Annotated in this window: 26 protein-coding genes; 19 read left to right on the top strand and 7 right to left on the bottom strand. The window is 57.2% G+C overall.

Annotated features, from left to right (window positions below; all coding sequences use genetic code 11):
- The first annotated feature begins 2 nt into the window (after positions 1–2).
- From cyoE to ABLN87_RS20185, 10 genes are all read left to right on the top strand, one after another.
- Entirely contained in the window at positions 3–953 is a 951-nt protein-coding gene (cyoE, locus tag ABLN87_RS20230; protein WP_353013709.1) for a heme o synthase, read from the top strand.
- On the top strand, positions 950–1,111 hold the full coding sequence (locus ABLN87_RS20225; RefSeq protein WP_170530980.1) for a hypothetical protein: 162 nt from the start codon (positions 950–952) through the stop codon (positions 1,109–1,111). Before cyoE ends, ABLN87_RS20225 begins: the two co-directional genes overlap by 4 nt.
- Positions 1,111–1,686: a cytochrome c oxidase assembly protein gene (locus tag ABLN87_RS20220; protein ID WP_353013706.1), complete on the top strand. Its 576-nt coding sequence runs from the start codon at positions 1,111–1,113 to the stop codon at positions 1,684–1,686. The genes ABLN87_RS20225 and ABLN87_RS20220 overlap by 1 nt, the downstream gene beginning before the upstream one ends.
- A gap of 22 nt (positions 1,687–1,708) precedes the next feature.
- Positions 1,709–2,524, top strand: a complete 816-nt coding sequence (locus ABLN87_RS20215; protein ID WP_170530976.1) for a cytochrome c oxidase subunit 3 — start codon at positions 1,709–1,711, stop codon at positions 2,522–2,524.
- A gap of 155 nt (positions 2,525–2,679) precedes the next feature.
- Positions 2,680–3,357 carry an SURF1 family protein gene (locus ABLN87_RS20210; RefSeq protein ID WP_353013704.1) on the top strand — a complete coding sequence of 226 codons (678 nt, stop codon included), beginning with the start codon at positions 2,680–2,682 and terminating at the stop codon, positions 3,355–3,357.
- The gene (gene thrC, locus ABLN87_RS20205; protein WP_353013702.1) at positions 3,354–4,742 is read left to right on the top strand and encodes a threonine synthase; all 1,389 of its coding nucleotides are present in this window, start codon (positions 3,354–3,356) and stop codon (positions 4,740–4,742) included. The genes ABLN87_RS20210 and thrC overlap by 4 nt, the downstream gene beginning before the upstream one ends.
- Positions 4,739–6,001 carry a M16 family metallopeptidase gene (locus tag ABLN87_RS20200; RefSeq protein ID WP_353013700.1) on the top strand — a complete coding sequence of 421 codons (1,263 nt, stop codon included), beginning with the start codon at positions 4,739–4,741 and terminating at the stop codon, positions 5,999–6,001. Before thrC ends, ABLN87_RS20200 begins: the two co-directional genes overlap by 4 nt.
- Entirely contained in the window at positions 6,001–6,585 is a 585-nt protein-coding gene (locus tag ABLN87_RS20195) for a GNAT family N-acetyltransferase (RefSeq protein WP_353013698.1), read from the top strand. The genes ABLN87_RS20200 and ABLN87_RS20195 overlap by 1 nt, the downstream gene beginning before the upstream one ends.
- A gap of 156 nt (positions 6,586–6,741) precedes the next feature.
- Positions 6,742–7,560 (top strand): MBL fold metallo-hydrolase, encoded by an 819-nt coding sequence (locus ABLN87_RS20190; protein ID WP_353013696.1) that lies wholly within the window; start codon positions 6,742–6,744, stop codon positions 7,558–7,560.
- 38 nt (positions 7,561–7,598) lie between these two features.
- Entirely contained in the window at positions 7,599–9,014 is a 1,416-nt protein-coding gene (locus tag ABLN87_RS20185; protein WP_353013695.1) for an FAD-binding oxidoreductase, read from the top strand.
- Positions 9,015–9,053: 39 nt separating this feature from the next.
- On the opposite strand, the gene ABLN87_RS20180 is transcribed toward ABLN87_RS20185, so the two are convergent.
- Positions 9,054–9,536, bottom strand: coding sequence for a fasciclin domain-containing protein (locus ABLN87_RS20180; protein ID WP_353013693.1), 483 nt, complete (start codon positions 9,534–9,536; stop codon positions 9,054–9,056).
- Positions 9,537–9,705: 169 nt separating this feature from the next.
- Positions 9,706–10,245: an adenine phosphoribosyltransferase gene (locus ABLN87_RS20175; protein WP_353013691.1), complete on the bottom strand. Its 540-nt coding sequence runs from the start codon at positions 10,243–10,245 to the stop codon at positions 9,706–9,708.
- A 325-nt stretch (positions 10,246–10,570) separates the two neighbouring features.
- Between ABLN87_RS20175 and ABLN87_RS20170 the strand changes: the two genes are divergently transcribed.
- A complete protein-coding gene (locus tag ABLN87_RS20170) occupies positions 10,571–10,744 on the top strand; it encodes a hypothetical protein (RefSeq protein ID WP_353013690.1) in 174 nt (57 codons plus the stop codon).
- 1 nt (position 10,745) lies between these two features.
- Here ABLN87_RS20170 and ABLN87_RS20165 read toward each other — a convergent pair whose 3' ends face one another.
- Positions 10,746–11,375, bottom strand: a complete 630-nt coding sequence (locus ABLN87_RS20165; RefSeq protein WP_353013688.1) for a LysE family translocator — start codon at positions 11,373–11,375, stop codon at positions 10,746–10,748.
- A 297-nt stretch (positions 11,376–11,672) separates the two neighbouring features.
- Here ABLN87_RS20165 and ABLN87_RS20160 point away from each other — a divergent pair, with 297 nt between their 5' ends.
- A complete protein-coding gene (locus tag ABLN87_RS20160; protein WP_353013686.1) occupies positions 11,673–12,359 on the top strand; it encodes a hypothetical protein in 687 nt (228 codons plus the stop codon).
- A 33-nt stretch (positions 12,360–12,392) separates the two neighbouring features.
- Here ABLN87_RS20160 and ABLN87_RS20155 read toward each other — a convergent pair whose 3' ends face one another.
- A complete protein-coding gene (locus ABLN87_RS20155; RefSeq protein ID WP_353013685.1) occupies positions 12,393–13,265 on the bottom strand; it encodes an S-methyl-5'-thioadenosine phosphorylase in 873 nt (290 codons plus the stop codon).
- A 214-nt stretch (positions 13,266–13,479) separates the two neighbouring features.
- Here ABLN87_RS20155 and ABLN87_RS20150 point away from each other — a divergent pair, with 214 nt between their 5' ends.
- Positions 13,480–15,114, top strand: a complete 1,635-nt coding sequence (locus tag ABLN87_RS20150) for a SulP family inorganic anion transporter (RefSeq protein WP_353013684.1) — start codon at positions 13,480–13,482, stop codon at positions 15,112–15,114.
- A 32-nt stretch (positions 15,115–15,146) separates the two neighbouring features.
- Here ABLN87_RS20150 and ABLN87_RS20145 read toward each other — a convergent pair whose 3' ends face one another.
- A complete protein-coding gene (locus tag ABLN87_RS20145; RefSeq protein ID WP_353013683.1) occupies positions 15,147–15,785 on the bottom strand; it encodes a CatB-related O-acetyltransferase in 639 nt (212 codons plus the stop codon).
- On the bottom strand, positions 15,785–16,390 hold the full coding sequence (locus tag ABLN87_RS20140; protein WP_353013682.1) for a flavin reductase family protein: 606 nt from the start codon (positions 16,388–16,390) through the stop codon (positions 15,785–15,787). The genes ABLN87_RS20145 and ABLN87_RS20140 overlap by 1 nt, the downstream gene beginning before the upstream one ends.
- 72 nt (positions 16,391–16,462) lie before the next feature.
- On the opposite strand from ABLN87_RS20140, the gene ABLN87_RS20135 reads away from it, so the two are divergent.
- From ABLN87_RS20135 to ABLN87_RS20115, 5 genes are all read left to right on the top strand, one after another.
- A complete protein-coding gene (locus ABLN87_RS20135) occupies positions 16,463–16,957 on the top strand; it encodes a GNAT family N-acetyltransferase (RefSeq protein ID WP_353013680.1) in 495 nt (164 codons plus the stop codon).
- A gap of 54 nt (positions 16,958–17,011) precedes the next feature.
- A complete protein-coding gene (locus ABLN87_RS20130; protein WP_353013679.1) occupies positions 17,012–17,755 on the top strand; it encodes an EcsC family protein in 744 nt (247 codons plus the stop codon).
- Between the two features lie 30 nt (positions 17,756–17,785).
- Positions 17,786–18,343 (top strand): NUDIX hydrolase, encoded by a 558-nt coding sequence (locus tag ABLN87_RS20125; protein WP_353013749.1) that lies wholly within the window; start codon positions 17,786–17,788, stop codon positions 18,341–18,343.
- 72 nt (positions 18,344–18,415) lie between these two features.
- A complete protein-coding gene (locus tag ABLN87_RS20120; protein ID WP_353013677.1) occupies positions 18,416–18,874 on the top strand; it encodes a DUF1178 family protein in 459 nt (152 codons plus the stop codon).
- Positions 18,875–18,877: 3 nt separating this feature from the next.
- Positions 18,878–19,516 (top strand): SDR family NAD(P)-dependent oxidoreductase, encoded by a 639-nt coding sequence (locus ABLN87_RS20115; protein ID WP_353013675.1) that lies wholly within the window; start codon positions 18,878–18,880, stop codon positions 19,514–19,516.
- Here the strand turns inward: ABLN87_RS20115 and ABLN87_RS20110 are convergent.
- A complete protein-coding gene (locus ABLN87_RS20110; RefSeq protein ID WP_353013673.1) occupies positions 19,510–19,866 on the bottom strand; it encodes a hypothetical protein in 357 nt (118 codons plus the stop codon). The genes ABLN87_RS20115 and ABLN87_RS20110 overlap by 7 nt on opposite strands.
- A gap of 165 nt (positions 19,867–20,031) precedes the next feature.
- On the opposite strand from ABLN87_RS20110, the gene ABLN87_RS20105 reads away from it, so the two are divergent.
- On the top strand, positions 20,032–21,270 hold the full coding sequence (locus tag ABLN87_RS20105) for an aspartate kinase (protein ID WP_353013671.1): 1,239 nt from the start codon (positions 20,032–20,034) through the stop codon (positions 21,268–21,270).

Genomic DNA, 21,270 nt, shown 5'->3' with positions numbered 1-21,270 from the left:
AAATGACCGACGCAAGCATCAATGCCAGCATTGCGGCCGCAAAGGCGGACGAGGCCAGCTTTGGCGACTACTTCGCCCTGCTGAAGCCGCGTGTGATGTCGTTGGTTGTCTTCACGGCTCTGGTTGGTCTGCTAGCAGCGCCAACCCCGGTACATCCTTTTGTGGGCTTTTGTGCGATTCTGTTCATCGCCATCGGTGGCGGCGCTTCTGGTGCGCTGAACATGTGGTGGGACGCAGATATCGACCGCGTTATGAAGCGCACCAAATCCCGCCCGATCCCGTCGGGAAAGGTGGATGCGGGTGAGGCGCTGGCGCTGGGTCTGACGCTGTCGGGCCTGTCGGTGATCATGCTGGGGCTCGCAACCAATTGGTTTGCAGGTGCGTTTCTGGCCTTCACCATCTTCTTCTATGTCGTCGTTTACACGATGTGGCTGAAGCGCACGACGCCGCAGAATATCGTCATCGGCGGCGCTGCGGGCGCGTTCCCGCCAGTGATTGGCTGGGTTGCGGTGACAGGTACGATGTCGATTGAGCCCTGGCTGATGTTCGCCCTGACTTTCATGTGGACGCCTCCGCATTTCTGGGCGCTGGCGCTGTTCATGCGTTCGGACTATGACGATGCAGGCGTGCCGATGCTAACCGTGACCCATGGACGCAAATCGACTCGTTGGCATATCCTGGCCTATACCGTTTTGCTAGCACTGCTGGCCCTCGGCACTGCGTTTTCGGGCATCGGCGGGCCGATTTACCTGACGGTTGCCATCATCCTCAACGCGTTGTTCCTGCGCGGTGCCTGGCAGATTTCGCGGCGCACCGAAGATGATGCCGAGGCGGATAACTTCAGGGTTGAACGCTCTTTCTTCAAGCTGTCGCTGCTTTATCTGTTCCTTCACTTCGGTGCCATTCTGTTTGAGGCGCTTCTGAAGCCTTATGGTTTAGGAGGATGGTCATGAGCCTGCGTAAAAGCCACGAATTGCATCAGCGCCGTTTTGGCCGCAATCTTGGCGTCGGCCTGACGCTGGCAGCGTTTATCGTGATCATCTTCGGCCTGACGGTTGTGAAAGTCTCCGGTACTGATTTCGGTATGGCCACGCAGGAGGTACAGAACTGATGGCGATGTCTGGTCCACAGAAAACGGTTTTGCAAACCGTCGGGGTCGTTATCCTTATGGGCAGCCTGGCATGGGCGGCGGTGCCGTTCTACGATTGGTTCTGCCGCGTAACCGGTTTTGGTGGCACAACGGGTGTGGCTGAGGCCGCCCCTGATGACATTCTGGATCGCACGATCACAGTGCGCTTTGACGCCTCCAAAGCCAAGGGTATGGCTTGGGAGTTCAAGCCCATCGAACGTGAGATGGAAGTGCGCATCGGTGAGACAGGGCTGGCTTTCTATGAGGCTTACAATCCGACCGATCGCCCGATTGCCGGGCAGGCATCCTACAATGTAGCGCCCTATTCCGCAGGCGGGTATTTCCAGAAGATCGCTTGTTTCTGTTTTGAGGAACAGGTGCTGCAGCCCGGCGAACGGGTTGAGATGCCGGTAACCTTCTTCGTCGACCCTGAAATGGTCGAGGATCTGGAAGCAAAGTATGTGCATACGATCACTCTGTCGTATACATTCTACGAAATTGACCTGCCCGAGGGCTATGCAGCCCTGGACGTGCAGGCAGATACAAATACGAACTAACGCCTTTAGGTGAGGGACACTGATGGCACACGCAAAAGACCATGATTACCACATTCTGAACCCCTCAATCTGGCCGCTTGTCGGCGCGATTGGGGGCTTTGTGATGCTGTTCGGAGCCGTCCTGTGGATGCATGGCATTACGCCATGGATGTTCTGGGCCGGTTTGGTGGCTGTTCTGTACACCATGTTTGCCTGGTGGTCCGAAGTCGTGGTCGAAAGCCGCCAGGGCGATCACACGCCGGTCGTGCGCATCGGCCTGCGCTATGGCTTCATCCTGTTTGTGATGTCCGAGGTGATGTTCTTCTTTGCCTGGTTCTGGTCGTTCTTCAAGCATCGGATGTATCCGATGTATGACTATGCGGGTACCGAATACATCCAGCCGGATATTCACGCGGTTGACCCGTTTCACCTGCCGCTGATCAACACTTTGGTCCTGTTGCTGTCGGGCTGTGCGATCACCTGGGCGCACCATGCGCTGGTGCATGACAATGATCGCAAGGCGCTGATCAACGGTCTGGCCATCGGTATCGTTCTGGGCATCGCCTTCACCGCGCTGCAAGCGTTTGAATATTATGAGTTGCTGGCCCACGAAGACTGGGTATTCGGCGGCGATCAGTTCTACTCGAACTTCTTCATGGCGACGGGTTTCCACGGCGCACATGTGATCATCGGCACGATCTTCCTATCGGTCTGTCTGATCCGCGCGCTCAAGGGTGATTTTACACCTGAAAAGCATGTCGGATTCGAGGCTGCGGCCTGGTACTGGCACTTCGTTGACGTTGTCTGGCTGTTCCTGTTCTTCGCTGTCTACATCTGGGGTCAGGCCCCATTGATGTAACGCCGTTGAGGCTGTTTAGCTGCAAAAGCCGCCCTTTGGGGCGGCTTTTTCTCTATCCGGGGCGCAAGATTGCGCCCCATACAATTGCGTGGTTGCATTTCAGTGCAGACGCCCCTTAACAAGACGCCGGTTCCTGCAACGAGCGATAATCTAATATGCGCCGTACTTTGTTTCTGCTGATCTTCGGTTTCGCTGGTTTGGGCGCGCTGTTGTCGCTGGGTATCTGGCAGGTGCAGCGCTTGGCCTGGAAACAGGAGGTGCTGGCTGAAATCGACGCGCGCATTTCCGCAGCTCCGATTGGCTTGCCGTCGCAGATTTCCGAAAGCGAACACAAGTATCTGCCCGTTTCGGTTTCCGGGGAAATGCAGCCCGGCGAGATCCATGTTCTGGTCTCGGTCAAGCAGGTCGGTGCCGGATATCGTATCATCCAGTCGTTCAGCACTGAGGATCGCATCATTTTGGTGGACCGGGGTTTTGTGCCCACCACCGCCAAGCAGACCGATCGTTTGACCGGCCCGATGGAGGTGACAGGTAACCTGCATTGGCCCGATGAGATCGACAGCTACACGCCCGAGGCCGATATCGACAGCAACATCTGGTTCGCCCGAGACCTGCCCAATCTGGCAGCCGCTCTGGGGGCCGAGCCGATCCTGCTGATTGCCCGTTCTCAGACCGATCCGGGCGTGACTCCGCTGCCGGTCGACACGGCCGGCATTCCCAATGATCACCTGCAATATGCAATCACATGGTTTGGATTGGCCCTCGTCTGGGCCGCGATGACCGGATACTTCCTGTGGCGCAATCGCGCCCCTTCTGAGAGTGACCCGCAATGAAATACATCTCGACCCGTGGCCAAGCGCCTGAACTGAGCTTAGAAGAGGCGATGCTGACCGGGCTGGCCCGTGATGGTGGCCTGTACCTGCCGGCTGAAATCCCGACGCTCAGCCATGATGAGATCGCCGCCATGGCCGGTCAGTCATATGAGGAGATCGCGTTTCGCGTGATGTGGCCCTATGTCAGCGGTTCCTTCGCCGAGGATGAGTTCAAAGAGATCATCACCCGCGCCTACGAAGGCTTCGGCCACGACGCCCGAGCGCCGCTTAAGCAGCTGAACGAAAACCACTTCCTGTTGGAGCTGTTCCACGGGCCAACGTTGGCCTTCAAGGATTTTGCCATGCAGCTGATCGGTCAGCTGTTCCAGGTGGCCCTGAAACGCCGCAACGACCGCGTGACCATCGTGGGCGCGACCAGTGGCGATACCGGCTCGGCCGCGATTGAGGCATTCCGGGGGCTGGATGCGGTGGACGTGTTCATCCTGTTCCCGCATGGCCGTGTGTCCGAAGTGCAGCGTCGCCAGATGACGACGCCAGCGGATAGCAATGTCCACGCGCTCGCCGTGGATGGCGATTTTGATGACTGTCAAGCCGCATTGAAGGACATGTTCAACGATTTCGATTTCCGGGATGAGGTCAAACTGGCCGGAGTGAACTCGATCAACTTCGCCCGTGTTCTGGCGCAGATCGTTTACTACTTCTCGGCCGCTGTCAGCCTTGGCGCGCCGCATCGCAAGGTCAGCTTCACCGTGCCAACCGGCAATTTCGGGGACATCTTCGCAGGCTATCTGGCGAAACGCATGGGCCTACCCATCCACCGGCTGGTTGTAGCGACCAACCAAAACGACATTTTGCATCGGTGTCTTTCGGGCGAGGGGTACTTCAAAGGTGACACCATCCCCTCGATCAGCCCGTCGATGGACATTCAGGTCAGCTCAAACTTCGAACGCGCTCTGTACTATGCCTATGGCGAGGATGGCAGCGCGGTCGCTCAGTTGATGGATGAGCTGAAAGCCGGCGGCTTCAACGTCAGCCAGGGCGCGATGGAGGCGCTGCGTGAGAGCTTTGATTCGGGCCGCGTGTCCGAGGATGAGACGCTTGAGACGATCAAACACACTCTGGCCCATAATGCCGAGCTGGTCTGTCCGCATTCGGCCATCGGTATCAAAGTGGCCGAGGATCACCGCGCGGCGGATGTGCCGATGATCACTCTGGCCACCGCGCACCCCGCGAAATTCCCGGCGGCGGTCGAGAAGGCGAGCGGGGAACATCCGCCTCTTCCATCCCGCATGTCTGATCTGTATGAACGTCCGGAACGGGTGACGCGGATTGCCAATGATCTGGGTGCCCTTGAGGATCATATCAGAAGGCATATCGCTGAGTGACAGTCAGACAAGACCAACTGAAGAACGGCTTTCGTATCGTCAGTGAACATATGCCGGGGCTGCAATCTGCGGCCATCGGCATCTGGGTGACCGCCGGCGGGCGGCATGAGCGGATCGAACAGAACGGCATCGCACATTTCCTTGAACATATGGCGTTTAAGGGAAGCGAACGCCGTTCTGCGCTACAGATCGCCGAGGCGATTGAGGATGTAGGTGGGTATATCAACGCTTATACCTCGCGAGAGGTGACGGCCTATTACGCACGCGTTCTGAAGGATGACGTGGCGCTGGCGATGGACGTGATTGGTGACATCGTTCTGAACCCAGTTTTTGATCCGCGCGAGATCGAGGTTGAACGAGGCGTGATCCTACAGGAAATCGGTCAGGCCTATGACACGCCCGACGATGTGATTTTCGACTGGCTCCAGGAACAAAGCTATCACGATCAGCCGCTGGGCCGTACCATCCTCGGTCCGTCGGAACGGGTGAGTTCCTTCTCCCGAGAGGATCTTTCCGGCTTCGTGGCTGAGCACTATGGCCCCGAACAAATGATCCTGTCTGCGGCAGGCGCTGTCGATCACGAGGCTCTGATGAAAATGGCCGAAGAGATGTTTGGCCATCTGCAGCCGCACAAAGGTCTGATCCCTGAAGCCGCCCGCTTCACCGGTGGTGAAGCCCGGCAAGAAAAGGATTTGGAGCAGGCGCATTTCGCACTGGCGCTGGAAAGCCCCGGCTATCGCGATGACGGGATCTATACTGCTCAGATCTATTCGACGGCGTTGGGCGGCGGCATGTCCTCGCGCCTGTTCCAGGAAGTGCGTGAGTCGCGCGGGCTCTGCTACACGATCTTTGCACAGACCGGGGCCTACGCGGACACCGGCACGACCACGATTTACGCGGGGACCTCTGCGGATCAGGTTGCAGAGCTGGCAACCATCACGATAGACGAGATGAAGCGCGCCGCCGAAGATATGAGCGAAGAAGAAGTCGCTCGTGCCCGTGCGCAGATGAAAGCCGGGATGCTGATGGGTCTGGAAAGCCCCTCGAACCGGGCTGAGCGTCTGGCGCGTCTGGTGCAGATCTGGGGGCGGGTGCCTTCGCTTGAAGATACCGTGGCCAAGATCGATTCGGTCAGCACCGAGGACGTGCGGGTCTTTGCTGAACAGATGGCAGCACGCGCGCCAGCCGCTTTGGCGTTGTATGGTCCTGTCTCTGGTGCGCCTTCACTGGCTGATCTGCAGGAGAGGCGTGCGGCGTGATGCTGTTGGGCAGACGCAAGCTGAAACTCGAAACCGAGCGGCTGAGCTTGCGACCACCCGTGCATTCCGATTTTGGCACCTGGACTGCGCTGCGCCGGGCGTCGAAAGATTATCTCACGCCGTGGGAGCCGATTTGGGCTAAGGACCACCTGAGCCGCAAGTCCTTTACCAACCGGGTCTATTGGGCCCAGCGGTCTGTGGCCAGTGGCACTGCAATCCCGCTGTTTTTGTTTCGACGCGAAGATGATGTGCTGGTGGGTGCGATCACGCTGGACAATATTCGGCGCGGCCCTGCGCAGGCGGGAACGTTGGGCTATTGGACAGGTCAGGCCTTTGCGCGCAACGGGTATATGCGTGAAGCGATTGGCGCGATGGTACACCACGCTTTCACGCGGCTGGATCTGAGCCGGATTGAAGCGGCTTGCCTGCCCGAGAATGCGGCCTCTCGGGGATTGTTGGAAAGTTCCGGGTTCAAATATGAAGGCGTTGCGCAATCGTATTTGCAGATCAATGGCCGGTGGCGGACGCATGTGTTGTATGCCAGCTTACGATCAGACCGGCGCGGCAAGACCGACGCGGGGTAGGGGGCTCTGCCCCCGTCGCGTCAAGCCGCGACTCCCCCGAGATATTTTTGGCCAGATGAAGCAGGGGATCGATTGCGCGAAGCCGGTAGAGTTTCGATAGGGTGGGACCGCAGCAAAAAGGCATGACTTGGTGGCGTTCTGCGCTACAGTTGGGCCATGCGCTGGTTTGTTGCAGCATTGATGGTAACTTCAGGTGGGGCGGTTGCGCAGGAGCGGCGGCCAAGCCATTGCATCGCCATCGCTGATGCCGCACCTGGAATTGAATATATCTACAAGGCCGCCTGGCAGGACCGTGTGCCGGAGTATTCGGTTCGGATCAGCTATGTGGCGCATGCGTCGTTTTTGATCCAAACGCGAGGCGGCTTGAACGCTGTCACAGATTTTACTGGGTTCATCGGTGGCGCCGATCTGATCCCGGACGTTGTCACAATGAACCATGCGCATAGCACACATTGGACCGCAAACCCTGATCCTGCAATCCCGCATGTCCTGCCGGGATGGGGGGAATTTGGTCAGGGCATTGATCATCACCTTGATCTGGGTGAATTGCTTGTGCGGAATGTTTCTACCGATATTCGGTCTGCCTATGGTGGGGTTGAGGAGCGGGGGAATTCGATCTTTGTATTCGAAGTCGAGGGCCTTTGCATCGGCCATTTGGGGCATCTGCACCATGTACCATCAGACGCGCAATTTGCGGCCCTTGGGCGGCTGGATGTGGTCATGGCTGCCGTGGATGGGGGCACGACCATGCCTTTGCCGGATATGATTGCGGTTCTGAAGCGGCTGGAAAGCTCTGTCATCATCCCGATGCATTGGTTTTCCGGTTTTTCACTGGATCGGTTCCTAGTGGATATCCGGGATGATTTCCCGGTTGTGCGCGAGGGGGTATCGGAGATCACCGTCTCGCTGCGCTCGCTGCCGGATCGGCCAACCGTCGTGGTACTTGAGCCGGAATATCTGATTGATCTGGAATAAGGCTTGTGGGTGCTGCGCACCTTGGGCAAGTAAGACCTATGACCCTGAACACTGCCGATGACCGAATTGCCGACCTGATCCGGGCCTCTGTAGGCATTGATGTGCTGCGCCCGATCGCAGAGCGCTATCTGGAAGAACCGCGCGGTCGATTTGCCGGGCAGGCGGGGCTGCTGGCGTTGCCGCGCACGGTAGAAGAGGTATCTGCGCTTGTCCGCTTGGCGTCTGACGAGGCGGTTGCCGTTCTGCCTTGTGGTGGTGGCACAGGTTTGGTTGGTGGCCAGGTGATAAGCGATGGTCCAGCACCGCTGTTGATATCGTTGGAACGCATGACCGCGATCCGAGAGGTCTATCCCACGGAAAACGTCATGATCGTCGAAGCAGGTGCCATTCTGTCGGATGTTCAGGCCGCGGCTGAGGCTGTGGATCGGTTGTTTCCCTTATCGCTGGCCGCGCAGGGCTCTTGCCGGATTGGTGGCAACCTTGCGACCAACGCCGGTGGCGTCAATGTGCTGCGCTATGGGAACGCCCGCGATCTTTGTCTTGGTCTTGAGACCGTTTTGCCAAATGGGGAGATCTGGCATGGTCTTAGCCGATTGCGGAAGGACAATACTGGTTACGATCTGCGCAATCTTCTGATTGGGTCCGAAGGAACGTTGGGGATCATTACGGCGGCGTCACTAAAGCTGTATCCGCAACCCGCTGCAACTGGGACGGCGATGTTTCAGGTGGCCTCCCCCGCGGCTGCGATTGACCTGCTCGCTGTTGCGCGGGATCAGGTGGGCGAGGTGGTCAGCACATTCGAACTGATCCATCGGCAGGGGTTTGACTTTCTGGCAGAGGTTTTGCCGGATGTACGCCAACCCTTTGAAACCGCGCCGGATTGGTCGGTTTTAATAGAATTGGGGCTGCCTAAGGGGCAGGATCCCATTGAGGCATTGGAGGCATTGTTCAGTACCGCAAACGCAATGGGGCTGGTCGATGACGGGGTGGTGGCGCAAAGCGAAACACAGCGCCAGGAACTTTGGGCAGTTCGTGAACGTATTCCCGAAGCCAATCGCCTGATTGGGTCAGTGTCCAGCCACGACATTTCCGTGCCGATCTCGGCAATCCCTGAGTTCATCCAGCACGGAGCCGAGATCATCAACGCATTGGGCCCATTCCGCATCAATTGTTTTGGTCATCTGGGGGATGGCAATCTGCATTACAACGTGTTTCCTCCCAAGGGACAAAACCGTTCGGACTTTGCAGAAGATCGCTTGGTGGTCAAACAGGCCGTGCACGAGCTTGTCCATGCGTTTGAGGGCTCGGTGAGTGCAGAACATGGCATCGGGCGGTTGAAGACGGATGATCTGGAACGGTTTTCCGACCCGGCCAAACTGTCCGCCATGCGTGCGATCAAGGCCGCATTGGACCCTAAAGGGATCATGAACCCAGGCGCGGTTCTTAAGATATGATCACGGCCCAGGTATGACCGGGCCGTGATCCATAGTCGCTTACGACGATGGCAAGATCACCTTGTCGATGACGTGGATGACGCCGTTTGACGTTTCAATGTCGGCCTGGACCACATTTGCGTCATTGACCATAACGCCCGAATCCAGATCGATGGTGATGTCGCCGCCCTGAACGGTGGCTGCGGTCATGTCGTCGGACAGATCGCCAGACATCACTTTACCCGGAACCACGTGATAGGTCAGAACTGCCACAAGCTGATCTTTGTTCTCCGGCTTCAACAGATCAGCAACCGTGCCCTCGGGCAGGGCCGCAAAGGCCTCATCCGTTGGGGCAAACACGGTGAACGGGCCTTCGCCTTTCAGCGTTTCAACCAGTTCGGCGGCTTGCACAGCAGCAACGAGTGTTTCAAAGCTGCCAGCGGCGACAGCCGTGTCCACAATGTCTTTGCCGTGACCATCGGCCATGGCCGAGGTGCTGAAAAGGATTGTTGCGACACTTGCGGCGGCGAATTTGCGGAACATCAGATAGTCTCCCTAAATTGGGATGCTCTCAGTAGCATCACACGGGATACGGTCATCTAAGGAAAAAGATCACAGCAAACGCGCAAAGAATTGGCTTGAAAACCGCCTTACCAGGGCTAAGCTCGCGCCGTTTCAAATTTCCACTCAAAAATAAGTGACTTCTTTCGGGTCAGAGCCCTTCGAACTCACACAGAACATGCACATCCATGCCCATCTCTTCCAGCACTTTTCGGCCGCCAAGTTCGGGCAGGTCGATAATGAAGGAGCACGAGACGATCTCGCCCCCCAACCGTTCGATCAACTTGATCCCGGCAGCAGCGGTGCCGCCGGTTGCCAGTAGGTCGTCGACCACAAGGATTTTCTCGCCCGGTTGAATGGCGTCATCGTGAATCTCGACGATAGCCTCGCCATACTCCAGCTTGTAGTCCTGACTGATGGTGGTGCCGGGTAGCTTACCCTTTTTGCGAATGGGTACAAATCCAACGCTCAGCTGATGGGCAATCGCACCGCCCAGAATGAACCCGCGTGCTTCAAGACCGACGACTTTATCAATGCGTTCACCTGCGTAAGGGTGCAGCATTTGGTCGATGGCCATGCGAAAGCCACGTGGGTCGGCAAACAGCGTCGTCACATCTCGGAACATGATCCCTTCATGCGGGAAATCGACGATGGTTCGGATGTAGTCTTTGACCGTTTTGGTTCTGGACATGAGGCAACCCTTTGGCGACAAAACACCCGGCGGTGTTTGGCCTATCGGGGCTAACCATGCAAGAAAAGACTGCGCGATTGTGCCTATTTGCGGCTTTTGGAAACGGCGTTTGGTAGACCGTAGTAGCGGTATAGTGCTGCCGGCAGCCACGACAGGTGTGGTTTGCGCCAATTGCGCTGATCTCGCAAAAGAAATGCTTGGGCGGTATGAAGGTTCATTGCCATAATCCTTTTTTTATTGTTAGGTGCACGATATCTACAACCTCTATGCTGTGTATATACATTGCATCGCGTAGAGAATCAAGGTTTTGACGGGAATAAGACGCGTGGCGAAGAAAGACGGTAAAGGTTCTACTAAGAAAAACAGTCAGTTAGTGCTGCGTCTGGATAAGGATGAACGCGATGCGTTTGTTGAACTGTGCAAAGAGCTGGACACCTCGGCCGCACGCGAAATTCGCCGCTTCATTCGCGGTTTCATGAGAGAAAACGCCGAAGACTAGCCTAGGCTGGGCGGCGCAGGACAGCGGTCGCCAGCCCCATTCCGATCAACGCGACCCCTCCGAACCGTGTCAGAGCGGTGATCACACCCGCGCGTCCGACCATCATACGCAACCGATCTGCCAGCAATGCATAGGCGAGCGCATTCAGCCCGGCGAGACCGACGAATGTGGCGATCAGGATGACAAATTGTGGGCCCAGCGGGTCCGTGGGGCGTATGAATTGTGGGACAAAGGCGATGAAGAACGCGATGGATTTCGGGTTCAGGGCCGTGACAGCGGCGGCGTGTCCAAAAACGCTGCGCGCAGTGACATCGCGGCCCGTTTCCACCGGGGCCAACCCGCCGGACGGCGCGCTGCGCAGCAGCTTGATCCCAAGCCAAACCAGATAGGCTGCGCCGATCCACTTCAGAATGGAAAAGAGTGTGGCCGACGCCAGCACCAAAGCGCCCAAGCCCAACAGTGATGCGGTCATGGCGATCAAATCGCCCAATGCAACTCCGGTCGCCGAGGCCACGGCCACGCTGCGCCCTTTGGACAATGCGTAGCTGAGCACAAGCAGCACGGTCGGTCCCGGGATCAAAAGCAGGGCGGTTGATGCGGCGACGAAGGCCAGCCAGAGGTCGAGGGACATGAGTCGCCCTTCTCCTTGAAAACAATCGCCATAGCTAGAACTCAGACTGCGCCGAAGTCAACCAGAAGCGGCAATCCCAATTGCGCCCGTGCGTTGAGTAATTTAGCTCAGATTCGCTTATTGTCTGAGCTTGTGCTACAATAACCCCGTTTTTTAAGGTGGAGATTTTAGTATGAAACGTTTTGCAGCGGGGCTTTTGCTCCTTTCTTTGCTTGTTCCAGTATACGTTGCTGCCAATGGCTGCCCCGAAGGATATTCGGATTGTGGTGGGGAATTGTGTTGTCCCACGGTGCAGCCATGAAACTGACATCGATTTTGGAAACTTTACACAAGCGCGCAGCGTATTTGCTGGTGATCGCAGGCGTAGTTGCAGTCTTTTCGTTCTGCGCACCCTTGATCCTGGACGCTGACGAGGCTGACCTGCGCTACAATCGCAACAGCATTCCGGCAAATTGGCTGGGCAGCCCGAAACCGGGCGATGCTTACGCATTTGATCATTCGACCGGTGAATTTGCGTCGATCAAACTCTGCACGCTGCACATGGCGGACGAGTACCCAATCGCGAGGGTCAGATTTGCTGGTATCAACGAATGGGGAAAAGGCCTTCACGACGCGATTTCGCAAGTTGGACAATTTGTCGGTGAGAAGATTCTGGCTGGGATGAATTTGGAAGACGCGGATGTTGTCTGGGAGTTCGACAAAATACATCGAAGTGATGAGCTGAATACGAAGTTGGAACGCAATTGCCTGGATCGCGTGATCGAGTATGTGCGAATGCCGGACCAGTCCGTGTTCATTGTAGACATGGTCTACTACGATAGAGATACCCCGGACCAGCCCACACTCGTACAGCTGTCGCGCTCCAGCATTATTCCGAAGGATTGCGGTGATCACTGCCTGAACCGGGCGCCCAAGCATCAGGTTCTTAAGATTGGCTGGCTGACGCGCAAGAAGGCGGAGTGGGAGCTGGTGCGCATCGAATAGGCACACAGGCCCGAACCGAAGTGCCTCGAAGGACTATAGTACCCGTCCCGCCACTGCATCCAGCTTAGACAGCAAGGCAGGATCACGCTTTTCCGGCGCTGTCAGGATCGCATATTCCAGCGCCCTGTCGCAGCCATGCGGGCAGGGCGCACGTTCAGCCCCCAGCAAGGCGGGCAGGCCCTTCACCAACGCGCGGCCTTTTTCGGCGTTGCCGGTCAGGGTCGCGATGATCGCAGTCACATCAACTTCACCGTGGTCAGGGTGCCAGCTGTCGTAATCGGTGACCATCGCTATCGAGGCGTAGCAAAGCTCGGCCTCACGGGCGAGTTTCGCCTCCGGCATATTGGTCATTCCAATCACATCACACCCCCAGTGCTCACGGTACATCTTGGATTCGGCCAGGGTCGAGAACTGAGGTCCCTCCATCGCCAGATAGGTGCCGCCGCGATGGATGGTGATGTCTGCAGCCTTGCCAGCTGTTTCACACGCATTGCTCAGCCGCGGGCAAGTTGGGTGGGCAACGCTGACATGGGCAACGCAGCCAGTGCCAAAGAAGCTTTTTTCGCGGGCAAAGGTCCGGTCGATGAACTGATCGACAATCACGAAATCGCCCGGCGCCATGTGCTCGCGAAACGACCCGCAGGCCGAAACCGAGATGACATCCGTCACGCCCAAACGCTTCAGCGCGTCGATATTCGCGCGATAGGGCACCTCGGTTGGCGAATGCACGTGCCCACGTCCGTGACGAGGAAGAAAGGCCATATCGGCGCCGTTCAGCGATCCGGTCAGGATCTGATCCGAGGTGGCACCCCAAGGGGTATCAACCGTGACCCATTCTGCATTTTCCAGCCCATCGATGTCATAAATGCCCGATCCTCCGATGACGGCGATTTTGGTATGGGTCACGTTCGGCCTCCGCTGCGAAATTCTGATACCCGATTTCTGCGGGGCGGCGCGCGAATTGGCAAGTGCAGTCAACTGTTTGTGTGCAACACTGGGCAAACCTTACCAAGCCATGCGCCTAGCGCATAGCGGGTTCCCGATAATGCGGTATCTCAGCCAGGGCTTACCCGGTAGAAGGCCCCTTTCGCGCGAACATAACGACCCACAGGACCGTCCCATGCCCCGAGCCATGCTGGCAAGCTTTGCCAACCGTATAGCCAAACCCGATCTGCGTTGGGTGCCGGATGAGGGGTTGACCGTCTCGCGCCTGCGGATCGAGCTGTTGTCGGGTCTGACCGTTGCGCTGGCGTTGGTTCCAGAAGCCGTGGCTTTTGCCTTTGTCGCGGGCGTTCATCCGCTTGTGGGCCTCTACGCGGCCTTCCTGGTCGGTCTGATAACCGCCTTGATTGGTGGACGCCCAGGTATGATCTCGGGCGCAACGGGCGCTTTGGCCGTGGTCATGGTGGCGCTGGTGGCGCAGCATGGGGTCGAATATCTTTTTGCGACCGTTGTCCTGATGGGCATCTTACAGGTCATCGCAGGTGCGATGCATTGGGGCCGCTTCATTCGCCTTGTGCCGCATCCGGTGATGCTGGGCTTTGTGAACGGCCTGGCCATCGTGATCTTTTTGGCCCAGATGGGTCAGTTCAAAGTACCCGGCACTATGGAAAACACCGGCCATGGGATGAGCGGTGGTGAATGGCTGTCGGGACTGCAGCTCTATACCATGCTGGGCCTTGTAGCACTGACCATGGCGGTGATCTGGGTGATGCCGCGCATCACGCGCATCATCCCTGCGCCTCTGGCAGGTATTCTGGTCGTTGCGGCGCTTGTGATCGGTTTGGGTCTGGATGTTCCACGCGTTGGCGATCTGGCATCAATCGAGGGTGGCCTGCCCGCGTTCCACATCCCGATGGTACCGCTGAACTGGGAAACCTTTGAGATCATCCTGCCCTACGCGGTCATTCTGGCGGCCATCGGCCTGATCGAATCCCTGCTGACCCTGAACCTGGTGGGCGAGATCACCGGCAAACGCGGTGGAGCCTCGCAGGAATGTATCGCACAGGGTGCGTCGAATATCGTAACTGGTTTTTTTGGCGGCATGGGCGGTTGCGCGATGATCGGGCAGTCGATGATCAACGTAAAATCCGGCGGCCGCACGCGGATTGCAGGGATCGCGGCGGCTTTGTTCCTGCTGATCTTTATCCTATTTGCCTCGCCTTTGATCGAACAAATCCCGCTGGCCGCACTGGTTGGCGTGATGTTCATGGTGGTGATCGGCACCTTCGCCTGGAACTCCTTCAAGATCATTCGGAAGGTACCGTTGACGGACGCCTTCGTCATCGTGCTGGTCACGGTTGTGACGGTGATGGAAGACCTCGCCGTAGCAGTGGTTGTCGGTGTAATCGTCTCGGCGCTGGCCTATGCGTGGAACAACGCCAAGCGCATCCATGCTGTCACGCGCGACTCGGAGACTGAAAAAGGTGCTAAGGTTTATGAAATCCAGGGCCCGCTATTTTTCGGATCGTCTGACGGTTTCGTTGAATTGTTTGATGTATCAAACGACCCTGACACCGTGATTGTGGACTTCGCAGAAAGCCGGGTGGTGGATCAATCAGCCCTGCAGGCCATCGAAAACATCGCTGGCAAATACGAGGCTGCTGGCAAACGCGTCATGTTGCGTCATCTCAGCCGCGACTGCCACAGGCTGCTCAACAAGGCCGGTCACCTGATGGTCGATAGCGACGATGACCCGGATTACGGTCTGGCTGTCGACTACTCTGTGCGAACCGGAATTCTGGGCGGTCACTAATCCCAAAAGGCGGCCATGGTGGCCGCCTTTTCTTAGTGCGCGATACGTTCCAAGGTATCAACATCGCCTGAAATCAGCGCATCTTCGGCGCGCTCAATCTGCTCGGCGGGCCAATTCCACCACTCCAAGGCAAGCAACCGCTCGATGACGTCAGGCGGAAACCTGAACTTCCGAACCTCGGCAGGGTTACCCGTTGCGATGCCATATGGCGGAATCGTACCGCGCACCACCGATCCGGCACCAATGATCGCCCCGTCCCCGATCCTCGCACCCGGCAGGATCAGGGCACCGTAGCCGATCCAGACATCATTGCCGATTACGGTGTCTCGCGTGTCTGGCTGATACTCCAACAGCTTCTTGGGATCAAAAACCGGGAAGGGATAGCACGTCACCCCATCCATCGCATGGTTAGCAGATGACGTTATGAATCGAACACCGTGGGCGAATTGACAGAACTTACCAATCACGAGTCGTTCGCGGGAAAACGGAAATAGAAACGGAGCCAGGCGAGCGGCCCAATCCGTTGGCGCGTCGAAATCCGAGGCATAGCTGTAGTCACCTGCTTCAATGCAAGGATGATCAATGGCCTGGTTCAGGAACACAGTCCCCGGATGTTCGGTTCCATTGGGCAGGGTCACCGGGTATTGGCGTGAGGCGTGGGGCAGGGGCATTATTCATCGGGCCTAGATAGGCTGAACACTTCGGACACCACGGAATAGTCGCGGTATCCAAGTCGTGCCAGGGGTTGAAATGAGGTCACGTCGAACTTGCCATCCTTCATACAGTCATCGCGCAAATGCACGCCGATAACCTCGCCAAAAACAACTCGGTTTGCTTCGCCTGGCAAAGTGATGATCTGGGTCAGTTTGCACTCAAGCGCAGCCGGAGCGTTGGCGACCCGCGCGCAGGGGATGGTTTCGCATTCTTCTGGCGTCAGTCCCGCATGGTGAAATTCATCCGTGTCTTTCGGCAATGCGGCCGAGCTTGCGTTCATCGCATCCTGATGGGTCTGAGCCACAACGTTTACACAGAACACGCCGGTTGCTTCGATATTGGCAACGCTGTCTTTGGTACCATCCTGATCCGGCTTAGACGCCGTCGAGGCGAACATGACCTGCGGCGGGGTATAGGCGACAGCGTTGAAGAAGGAATAAGGGGCCAGATTGTTGATCCCATCAGCACTGCGCGTTGATATCCACCCGATCGGGCGGGGGGTGACGATGGCGTTGAATGGATTATGCGGCAGTCCGTGGCCGTCTTCGGGGCGATAGAACATATGGTCTCCAAGCGTTTGCCCAAGGCGTATCGAAGTGCTAGGGCGAATGCCAGCAAGGAAAAGAGGGCAGGCGTGCTGCAATTCGGGATCAGGCCGGAAGAGCCGGACGATTGGTGGGAGGTTGAAGCCCTTTATGACCTGTGCTTTGCACCGGGGCGCGAAGCGCTGTCTTCCTATCGCTTACGCGACGATGTTCCGCCTGTTTCCGGGCTCTCTTTGGTCGCGCGCGATGGGCAGGGCATTCTAGCGGGTGCGATCCGGTTCTGGCCGGTCCATGTCGGCACAGAAGATGCGCTGCTATTGGGGCCAGTCGCAGTACACCCCACGCGCCAAGGTGAAGGTTTGGGCGGGTATCTGATCCACGCCGGTCTCGAGGCCGGGCGCGATCTGGGATGGCAGCGCGTCATGCTGGTAGGTGACGAGCCTTATTACTCTCGTTTCGGTTTTGCCCGGCTGAGAGGTGTCGAGATGCCACCGCCAACGAACCCAGATCGTATTCTCGGGTTGGATTTAATCCCTGAAGGATGGGCTAAAGTGGCGGGTTTCGTCACAAGATGGACACGCTGACCTATTGAAACTCTGACTGCAAACCCCGATCTGTTCAACGAACGGAGGGATCAGATGCAGGACGTGGTTCTTGTTGAAGACATAGATGCCGAGGCAGAGCTGGACCGCTTGGCGCAGCACTATAGAACTGCGGGCGGTGCCGGGGTTCGACTACTGAATGCACTGGGTGGGTCGGCTGAATCCCTGATTGACCAGTTGCCTGAACCCGTACGTCAAGGCCTGACCGGAGCGACCGAGAGCGCTCTATGGTTGGCCATTCAGGCGGCGCAAGGGTCCAGGCGCGCGGTTCCCGATCAGGAACCATGGGTGAATACGGCGGTCACAACCGCGATGGGCGCGGCAGGTGGTATTGGCGGCCTATCGACGTCATTGGTTGAACTACCGGCAACCACTGCAATGTTGCTGCGCTCAATTCAGGGTGCGGCCGCGCGCGAAGGCTTTGACCCGGCTGAGGAAAACGTCAAATTCGATTGCGTTCGCGTTTTGTCAGCTGCGGGCCCATTGTCATATGATGATGGGGCTGATCTGGGGTTCTTTTCCGTGCGCCTGACGCTGACCGGACCAGCCATGCAGCGCCTGATCGCAGCGGTTGCGCCGCGGCTATCAATCGTTCTGGGACAAAAACTTGCCGCGCAGTCGGTGCCGGTGCTGGGGGCACTCGCAGGTGGCGGAACGAACTATATCTATACCCGCTACTATCAGCAGATCGCGCATGTTCATTTTGGTCTGCGCCGATTGGCGATTGATGCCGATATTCCGCACGATCAACTGGTTCGTATGCTGTCTTCCAGAATGTAGCCTGAGGCCAGCAACCTTGGCTTGAACCGCATGATGTGGTATCAAAAACTATCAGGTTCGCAAAATAGGACAAAAATCAGCGACCTGGCAGACAGGCTTGAACCTCTTGTGAAAGGGATTGTCGCGATGAACGCCCGGCTTTCATCCGAGCTATGGCACAGTGTGGAAAATCTTGCGATTTTACCACAAGCAGCTGCCTTATGTTATCGGGTTGAGCAAGGTCGGCCGGAGGTTCTTTTGATCACAACACGGCAAACCCGGCGATGGATCATCCCCAAAGGCTGGTTGATGCCCGGATTGACGGCGGCCGAAACTGCAACGCAGGAAGCCTGGGAAGAGGCGGGTGTTGTTGGAAAATGCAGTGACCAATCGCTGGGACAGTTCCCTTTTGTGAAGATGCGACCCAGAAAAGGGCCGGTTTTGTGTATGGTCGACGTGTATCCGCTGCACGTGAAATCCCTGGCACAGGAGTTTCCGGAAAAAGGGCAGCGCAAGCGGCAATGGTGCTCGCTGAAAAAAGCAGCGTCCAAGGTGGCCTCACCCGAACTTGCCGTCATTTTACGTAGCTTTAAGTCCGGCCTGCATTGATCATCCCTTGGTAGGGCTTGATATTGTCTTGCCGGTCGGTATCTATTCGGCCATCGCTTCTTTGGGTGAAAAATGATTCAATACGCGTTGAAATGCGTCGAAGGCCACACATTCGACAGTTGGTTCCAGTCAGCCGAAGCGTTTGACAAGCTGGCAGCAACAGGTCTTGTGACCTGTGCGGTCTGCGGCTGTTCGCAGGTGGAAAAAGCAATCATGACACCACGGGTACGTCCTGCACGTAAGGCCGCGCCCAAACCCGACGCAACAGCCCCCGCCGGATCCAATGAGATCAGCGTGGCGACACCAGCGCCTGAAATAGAGAAAGCGCTGGCCGAGCTGCGCCGCAAGGTTGAGGAGAACTCGGACTATGTTGGTAAAGATTTTGCCAGCGAAGCCCGAAAGATGCATTTGGGCGACGCGCCCGAACGATCGATCTATGGTGAGGCCAAGCCAGATGAGGCGAAAGCGCTGATCGAAGATGGCGTGCCGGTCGCCCCGTTGCCCTTTGTGCCCAGCAGAAAGACGAATTGATCCATGCATTTACTGATTACCGGAGCCAATCGCGGAATCGGGAAGGCTCTGGCGGATCAATATCGCGCTGACGGGCATAGTGTTACCGGCACGGCCCGCGACAATAGTGCTGAAATACAGTTGGATGTCTCGGACAACGTGCATCATCAGGCGATGGCGCGGCAACTAGAAGGGCAACCGCTTGATCTGCTGATCTGCAATGCGGGCGTTTATCTTGACAAGGGTCAGGGCCTTGAAGGCTATCCGGCGGACATGTGGGCACAGAGCTTTGCGACGAATGTTACCGGTGTATTTCTAACCATTCAGGCTTTGCTACCGAATTTGCAGGCAGCTGGCGGCAAAATCGCTATTCTCTCATCACAAATGGCATCACACTCGCGGGCGCCAGGGGGCAGTTATATCTACCGCGCGTCCAAGGCGGCAGCGTTGAATCTGGGACGTAATCTGGCGACCGATCTAAGGGCAGATGGCATTTCAGTCGGGATCTACCATCCGGGTTGGGTACAGACGGATATGGGCGGATCGTCAGCCGATATTCACGTGGATGAGGCCGTTTCAGGCCTCATCAAGCGCTTTGACGCGCTCTCATTGGACAATACCGGTTGCTTTGAAACCTATGACGGCCAGCCGCATGCTTACTGAGTGTTCAGTGCCGCCTTGGGCAGTTCATAAACCTCTCCGGGTTCGATGAATATGATCAGCAGATCACCGCGTGTTTCGTAGCTGAGTTTCGAAGGTGAACTACTGGACTCCGGCACGCCATCGGTGAAATAGATGTTGCGCACCTCGCCATTGCCCAAGGCCACCGCCAGGGTGACGCTGCCATCATCGCGACGGCGCAACTCGGCATTGCAGCTTTGCAGCGGGTCACCGGCATTGACCGCGCAAGGGACGGTGCCCAAAGCGTTCTGACCATCGGTTCCTGCCACGCTTGCGACCTGCGCAACGGCGGGAGAGGACAGTAGGACGAAGGCGGCGACAAGGCGGAGCATAAATAACCTCTTGGAATGATTGCGAAGGACAGGCTGACACTGTGCCCGCTGATTGTAAAGCAGCCCTGGGTCGCAGGCAAAGCCTGATTGCGCCCTTGCCCTTGATCCCCCCCTCGCATATGAGGCACGGAACTAACAGCCCAAGGCACGGAGACAGTTGGCCTCATGCCCGTACTCGTGATGAAATTCGGTGGCACATCGGTTGCCAATCTTGACCGTATCCGCCGCGCGGCAAAGCGTGTGGGCGTTGAGGTGGCCAAGGGATATGACGTGATCGTCATCGTCTCGGCCATGTCCGGCAAGACCAACGAACTGGTGGGCTGGGTCAATGAAACATCACCCCTGTTCGATGCGCGTGAGTATGACGCTGTGGTGTCCTCGGGCGAGAATGTGACCGCAGGTCTGATGGCGTTGACTCTACAGGAAATGGATATCCCGGCGCGCAGTTGGCAGGGTTGGCAGGTTCCGTTGCTGACCAATGGCGCCCATTCCTCGGCGCGGATCGAAGAAATCCCGACCGACAACCTGAACCAGAAGTTCGGGGAAGGCATGAAAGTGGCCGTTGTTGCAGGGTTCCAAGGCCTGAGCCCAGAAGGGCGTATCACAACGCTGGGTCGGGGTGGTTCAGACACGACGGCCGTGGCCTTTGCTGCCGCTTTCGAGGCCGAGCGCTGTGACATATACACGGATGTGGATGGGGTTTACACGACCGACCCGCGCATCTGCGAGAAGGCGCGCAAGCTTGAGAAAATCTCGTTCGAGGAAATGCTGGAACTGGCCTCACTGGGCGCAAAGGTTCTACAGACCCGCTCGGTCGAGTTGGCGATGCGCTATAAGGTGCGCCTGCGGGTGCTGTCCAGTTTCGAAGAACAATCCGACAATGCAGGTACGCTGGTCTGCGATGAGGAGGATATCATGGAATCCAATGTTGTGGCCGGTGTGGCCTATTCTCGCGACGAAGCAAAGATGACTGTGGTGTCGGTCGCTGACCGCCCGGGGATCGCGTCGATCATCTTTACCGCGCTCAGCGATGAGGGCGTCAATGTCGACATGATCGTACAGAATATCTCGGACGAAGGTCGCACGGACATGACCTTCTCGTGCCCGACCGATCAGGTCGCGCGCGCTGAAAAAGCGCTGCTGGCGATCAAGGATGCGGGCGAGCTGAACTATGCTGAACTGGTTGCCGATAATGACGTCTGCAAGGTCTCGGTGGTTGGAATCGGTATGCGCTCGCAATCCGGTGTTGCGGCCAAGATGTTCAAGATTCTCTCGGATGAGGGGATCAATATTAAGGTCATTACAACCTCTGAGATAAAAATTTCCGTTCTGGTGGATCGGAAATACATGGAACTTGCTGTTCAGGCACTGCATGATGCCTTTGAACTGGACAAGGCGGCCTGA

Origin of the sequence: Ruegeria sp. SCP10 (assembly GCF_040329495.1) — a bacterium.
In the GTDB taxonomy this organism is placed as follows: domain Bacteria; phylum Pseudomonadota; class Alphaproteobacteria; order Rhodobacterales; family Rhodobacteraceae; genus Ruegeria.
The sequence above is the reverse complement of the archived record's forward strand: the minus strand, read 5'-3'. Positions and strand labels throughout refer to the sequence as shown.

What these genes read in the sequence shown, in the direction of transcription:
- ABLN87_RS20105 (WP_353013671.1), top strand. Translation starts at nt 20,032, where the DNA reads ATGCCCGTACTCGTGATGAAATTCGGTGGCACATCGGTTGCCAATCTT.
- ABLN87_RS20190 (WP_353013696.1), top strand. Translation starts at nt 6,742, where the DNA reads ATGCGCTGGTTTGTTGCAGCATTGATGGTAACTTCAGGTGGGGCGGTT.
- ABLN87_RS20195 (WP_353013698.1), top strand. Translation starts at nt 6,001, where the DNA reads ATGCTGTTGGGCAGACGCAAGCTGAAACTCGAAACCGAGCGGCTGAGC.
- ABLN87_RS20110 (WP_353013673.1), bottom strand. Translation starts at nt 19,866, where the DNA reads ATGCTCCGCCTTGTCGCCGCCTTCGTCCTACTGTCCTCTCCCGCCGTT.
- ABLN87_RS20150 (WP_353013684.1), top strand. Translation starts at nt 13,480, where the DNA reads ATGCCCCGAGCCATGCTGGCAAGCTTTGCCAACCGTATAGCCAAACCC.
- ABLN87_RS20180 (WP_353013693.1), bottom strand. Translation starts at nt 9,536, where the DNA reads ATGTTCCGCAAATTCGCCGCCGCAAGTGTCGCAACAATCCTTTTCAGC.
- ABLN87_RS20115 (WP_353013675.1), top strand. Translation starts at nt 18,878, where the DNA reads ATGCATTTACTGATTACCGGAGCCAATCGCGGAATCGGGAAGGCTCTG.
- cyoE (WP_353013709.1), top strand. Translation starts at nt 3, where the DNA reads ATGACCGACGCAAGCATCAATGCCAGCATTGCGGCCGCAAAGGCGGAC.
- ABLN87_RS20225 (WP_170530980.1), top strand. Translation starts at nt 950, where the DNA reads ATGAGCCTGCGTAAAAGCCACGAATTGCATCAGCGCCGTTTTGGCCGC.
- ABLN87_RS20160 (WP_353013686.1), top strand. Translation starts at nt 11,673, where the DNA reads ATGAAACTGACATCGATTTTGGAAACTTTACACAAGCGCGCAGCGTAT.
- ABLN87_RS20210 (WP_353013704.1), top strand. Translation starts at nt 2,680, where the DNA reads ATGCGCCGTACTTTGTTTCTGCTGATCTTCGGTTTCGCTGGTTTGGGC.
- ABLN87_RS20220 (WP_353013706.1), top strand. Translation starts at nt 1,111, where the DNA reads ATGGCGATGTCTGGTCCACAGAAAACGGTTTTGCAAACCGTCGGGGTC.
- ABLN87_RS20185 (WP_353013695.1), top strand. Translation starts at nt 7,599, where the DNA reads ATGACCCTGAACACTGCCGATGACCGAATTGCCGACCTGATCCGGGCC.
- ABLN87_RS20140 (WP_353013682.1), bottom strand. Translation starts at nt 16,390, where the DNA reads ATGTTCTATCGCCCCGAAGACGGCCACGGACTGCCGCATAATCCATTC.
- ABLN87_RS20175 (WP_353013691.1), bottom strand. Translation starts at nt 10,245, where the DNA reads ATGTCCAGAACCAAAACGGTCAAAGACTACATCCGAACCATCGTCGAT.
- ABLN87_RS20120 (WP_353013677.1), top strand. Translation starts at nt 18,416, where the DNA reads ATGATTCAATACGCGTTGAAATGCGTCGAAGGCCACACATTCGACAGT.
- thrC (WP_353013702.1), top strand. Translation starts at nt 3,354, where the DNA reads ATGAAATACATCTCGACCCGTGGCCAAGCGCCTGAACTGAGCTTAGAA.
- ABLN87_RS20165 (WP_353013688.1), bottom strand. Translation starts at nt 11,375, where the DNA reads ATGTCCCTCGACCTCTGGCTGGCCTTCGTCGCCGCATCAACCGCCCTG.
- ABLN87_RS20125 (WP_353013749.1), top strand. Translation starts at nt 17,786, where the DNA reads ATGATGTGGTATCAAAAACTATCAGGTTCGCAAAATAGGACAAAAATC.
- ABLN87_RS20215 (WP_170530976.1), top strand. Translation starts at nt 1,709, where the DNA reads ATGGCACACGCAAAAGACCATGATTACCACATTCTGAACCCCTCAATC.
- ABLN87_RS20145 (WP_353013683.1), bottom strand. Translation starts at nt 15,785, where the DNA reads ATGCCCCTGCCCCACGCCTCACGCCAATACCCGGTGACCCTGCCCAAT.
- ABLN87_RS20130 (WP_353013679.1), top strand. Translation starts at nt 17,012, where the DNA reads ATGCAGGACGTGGTTCTTGTTGAAGACATAGATGCCGAGGCAGAGCTG.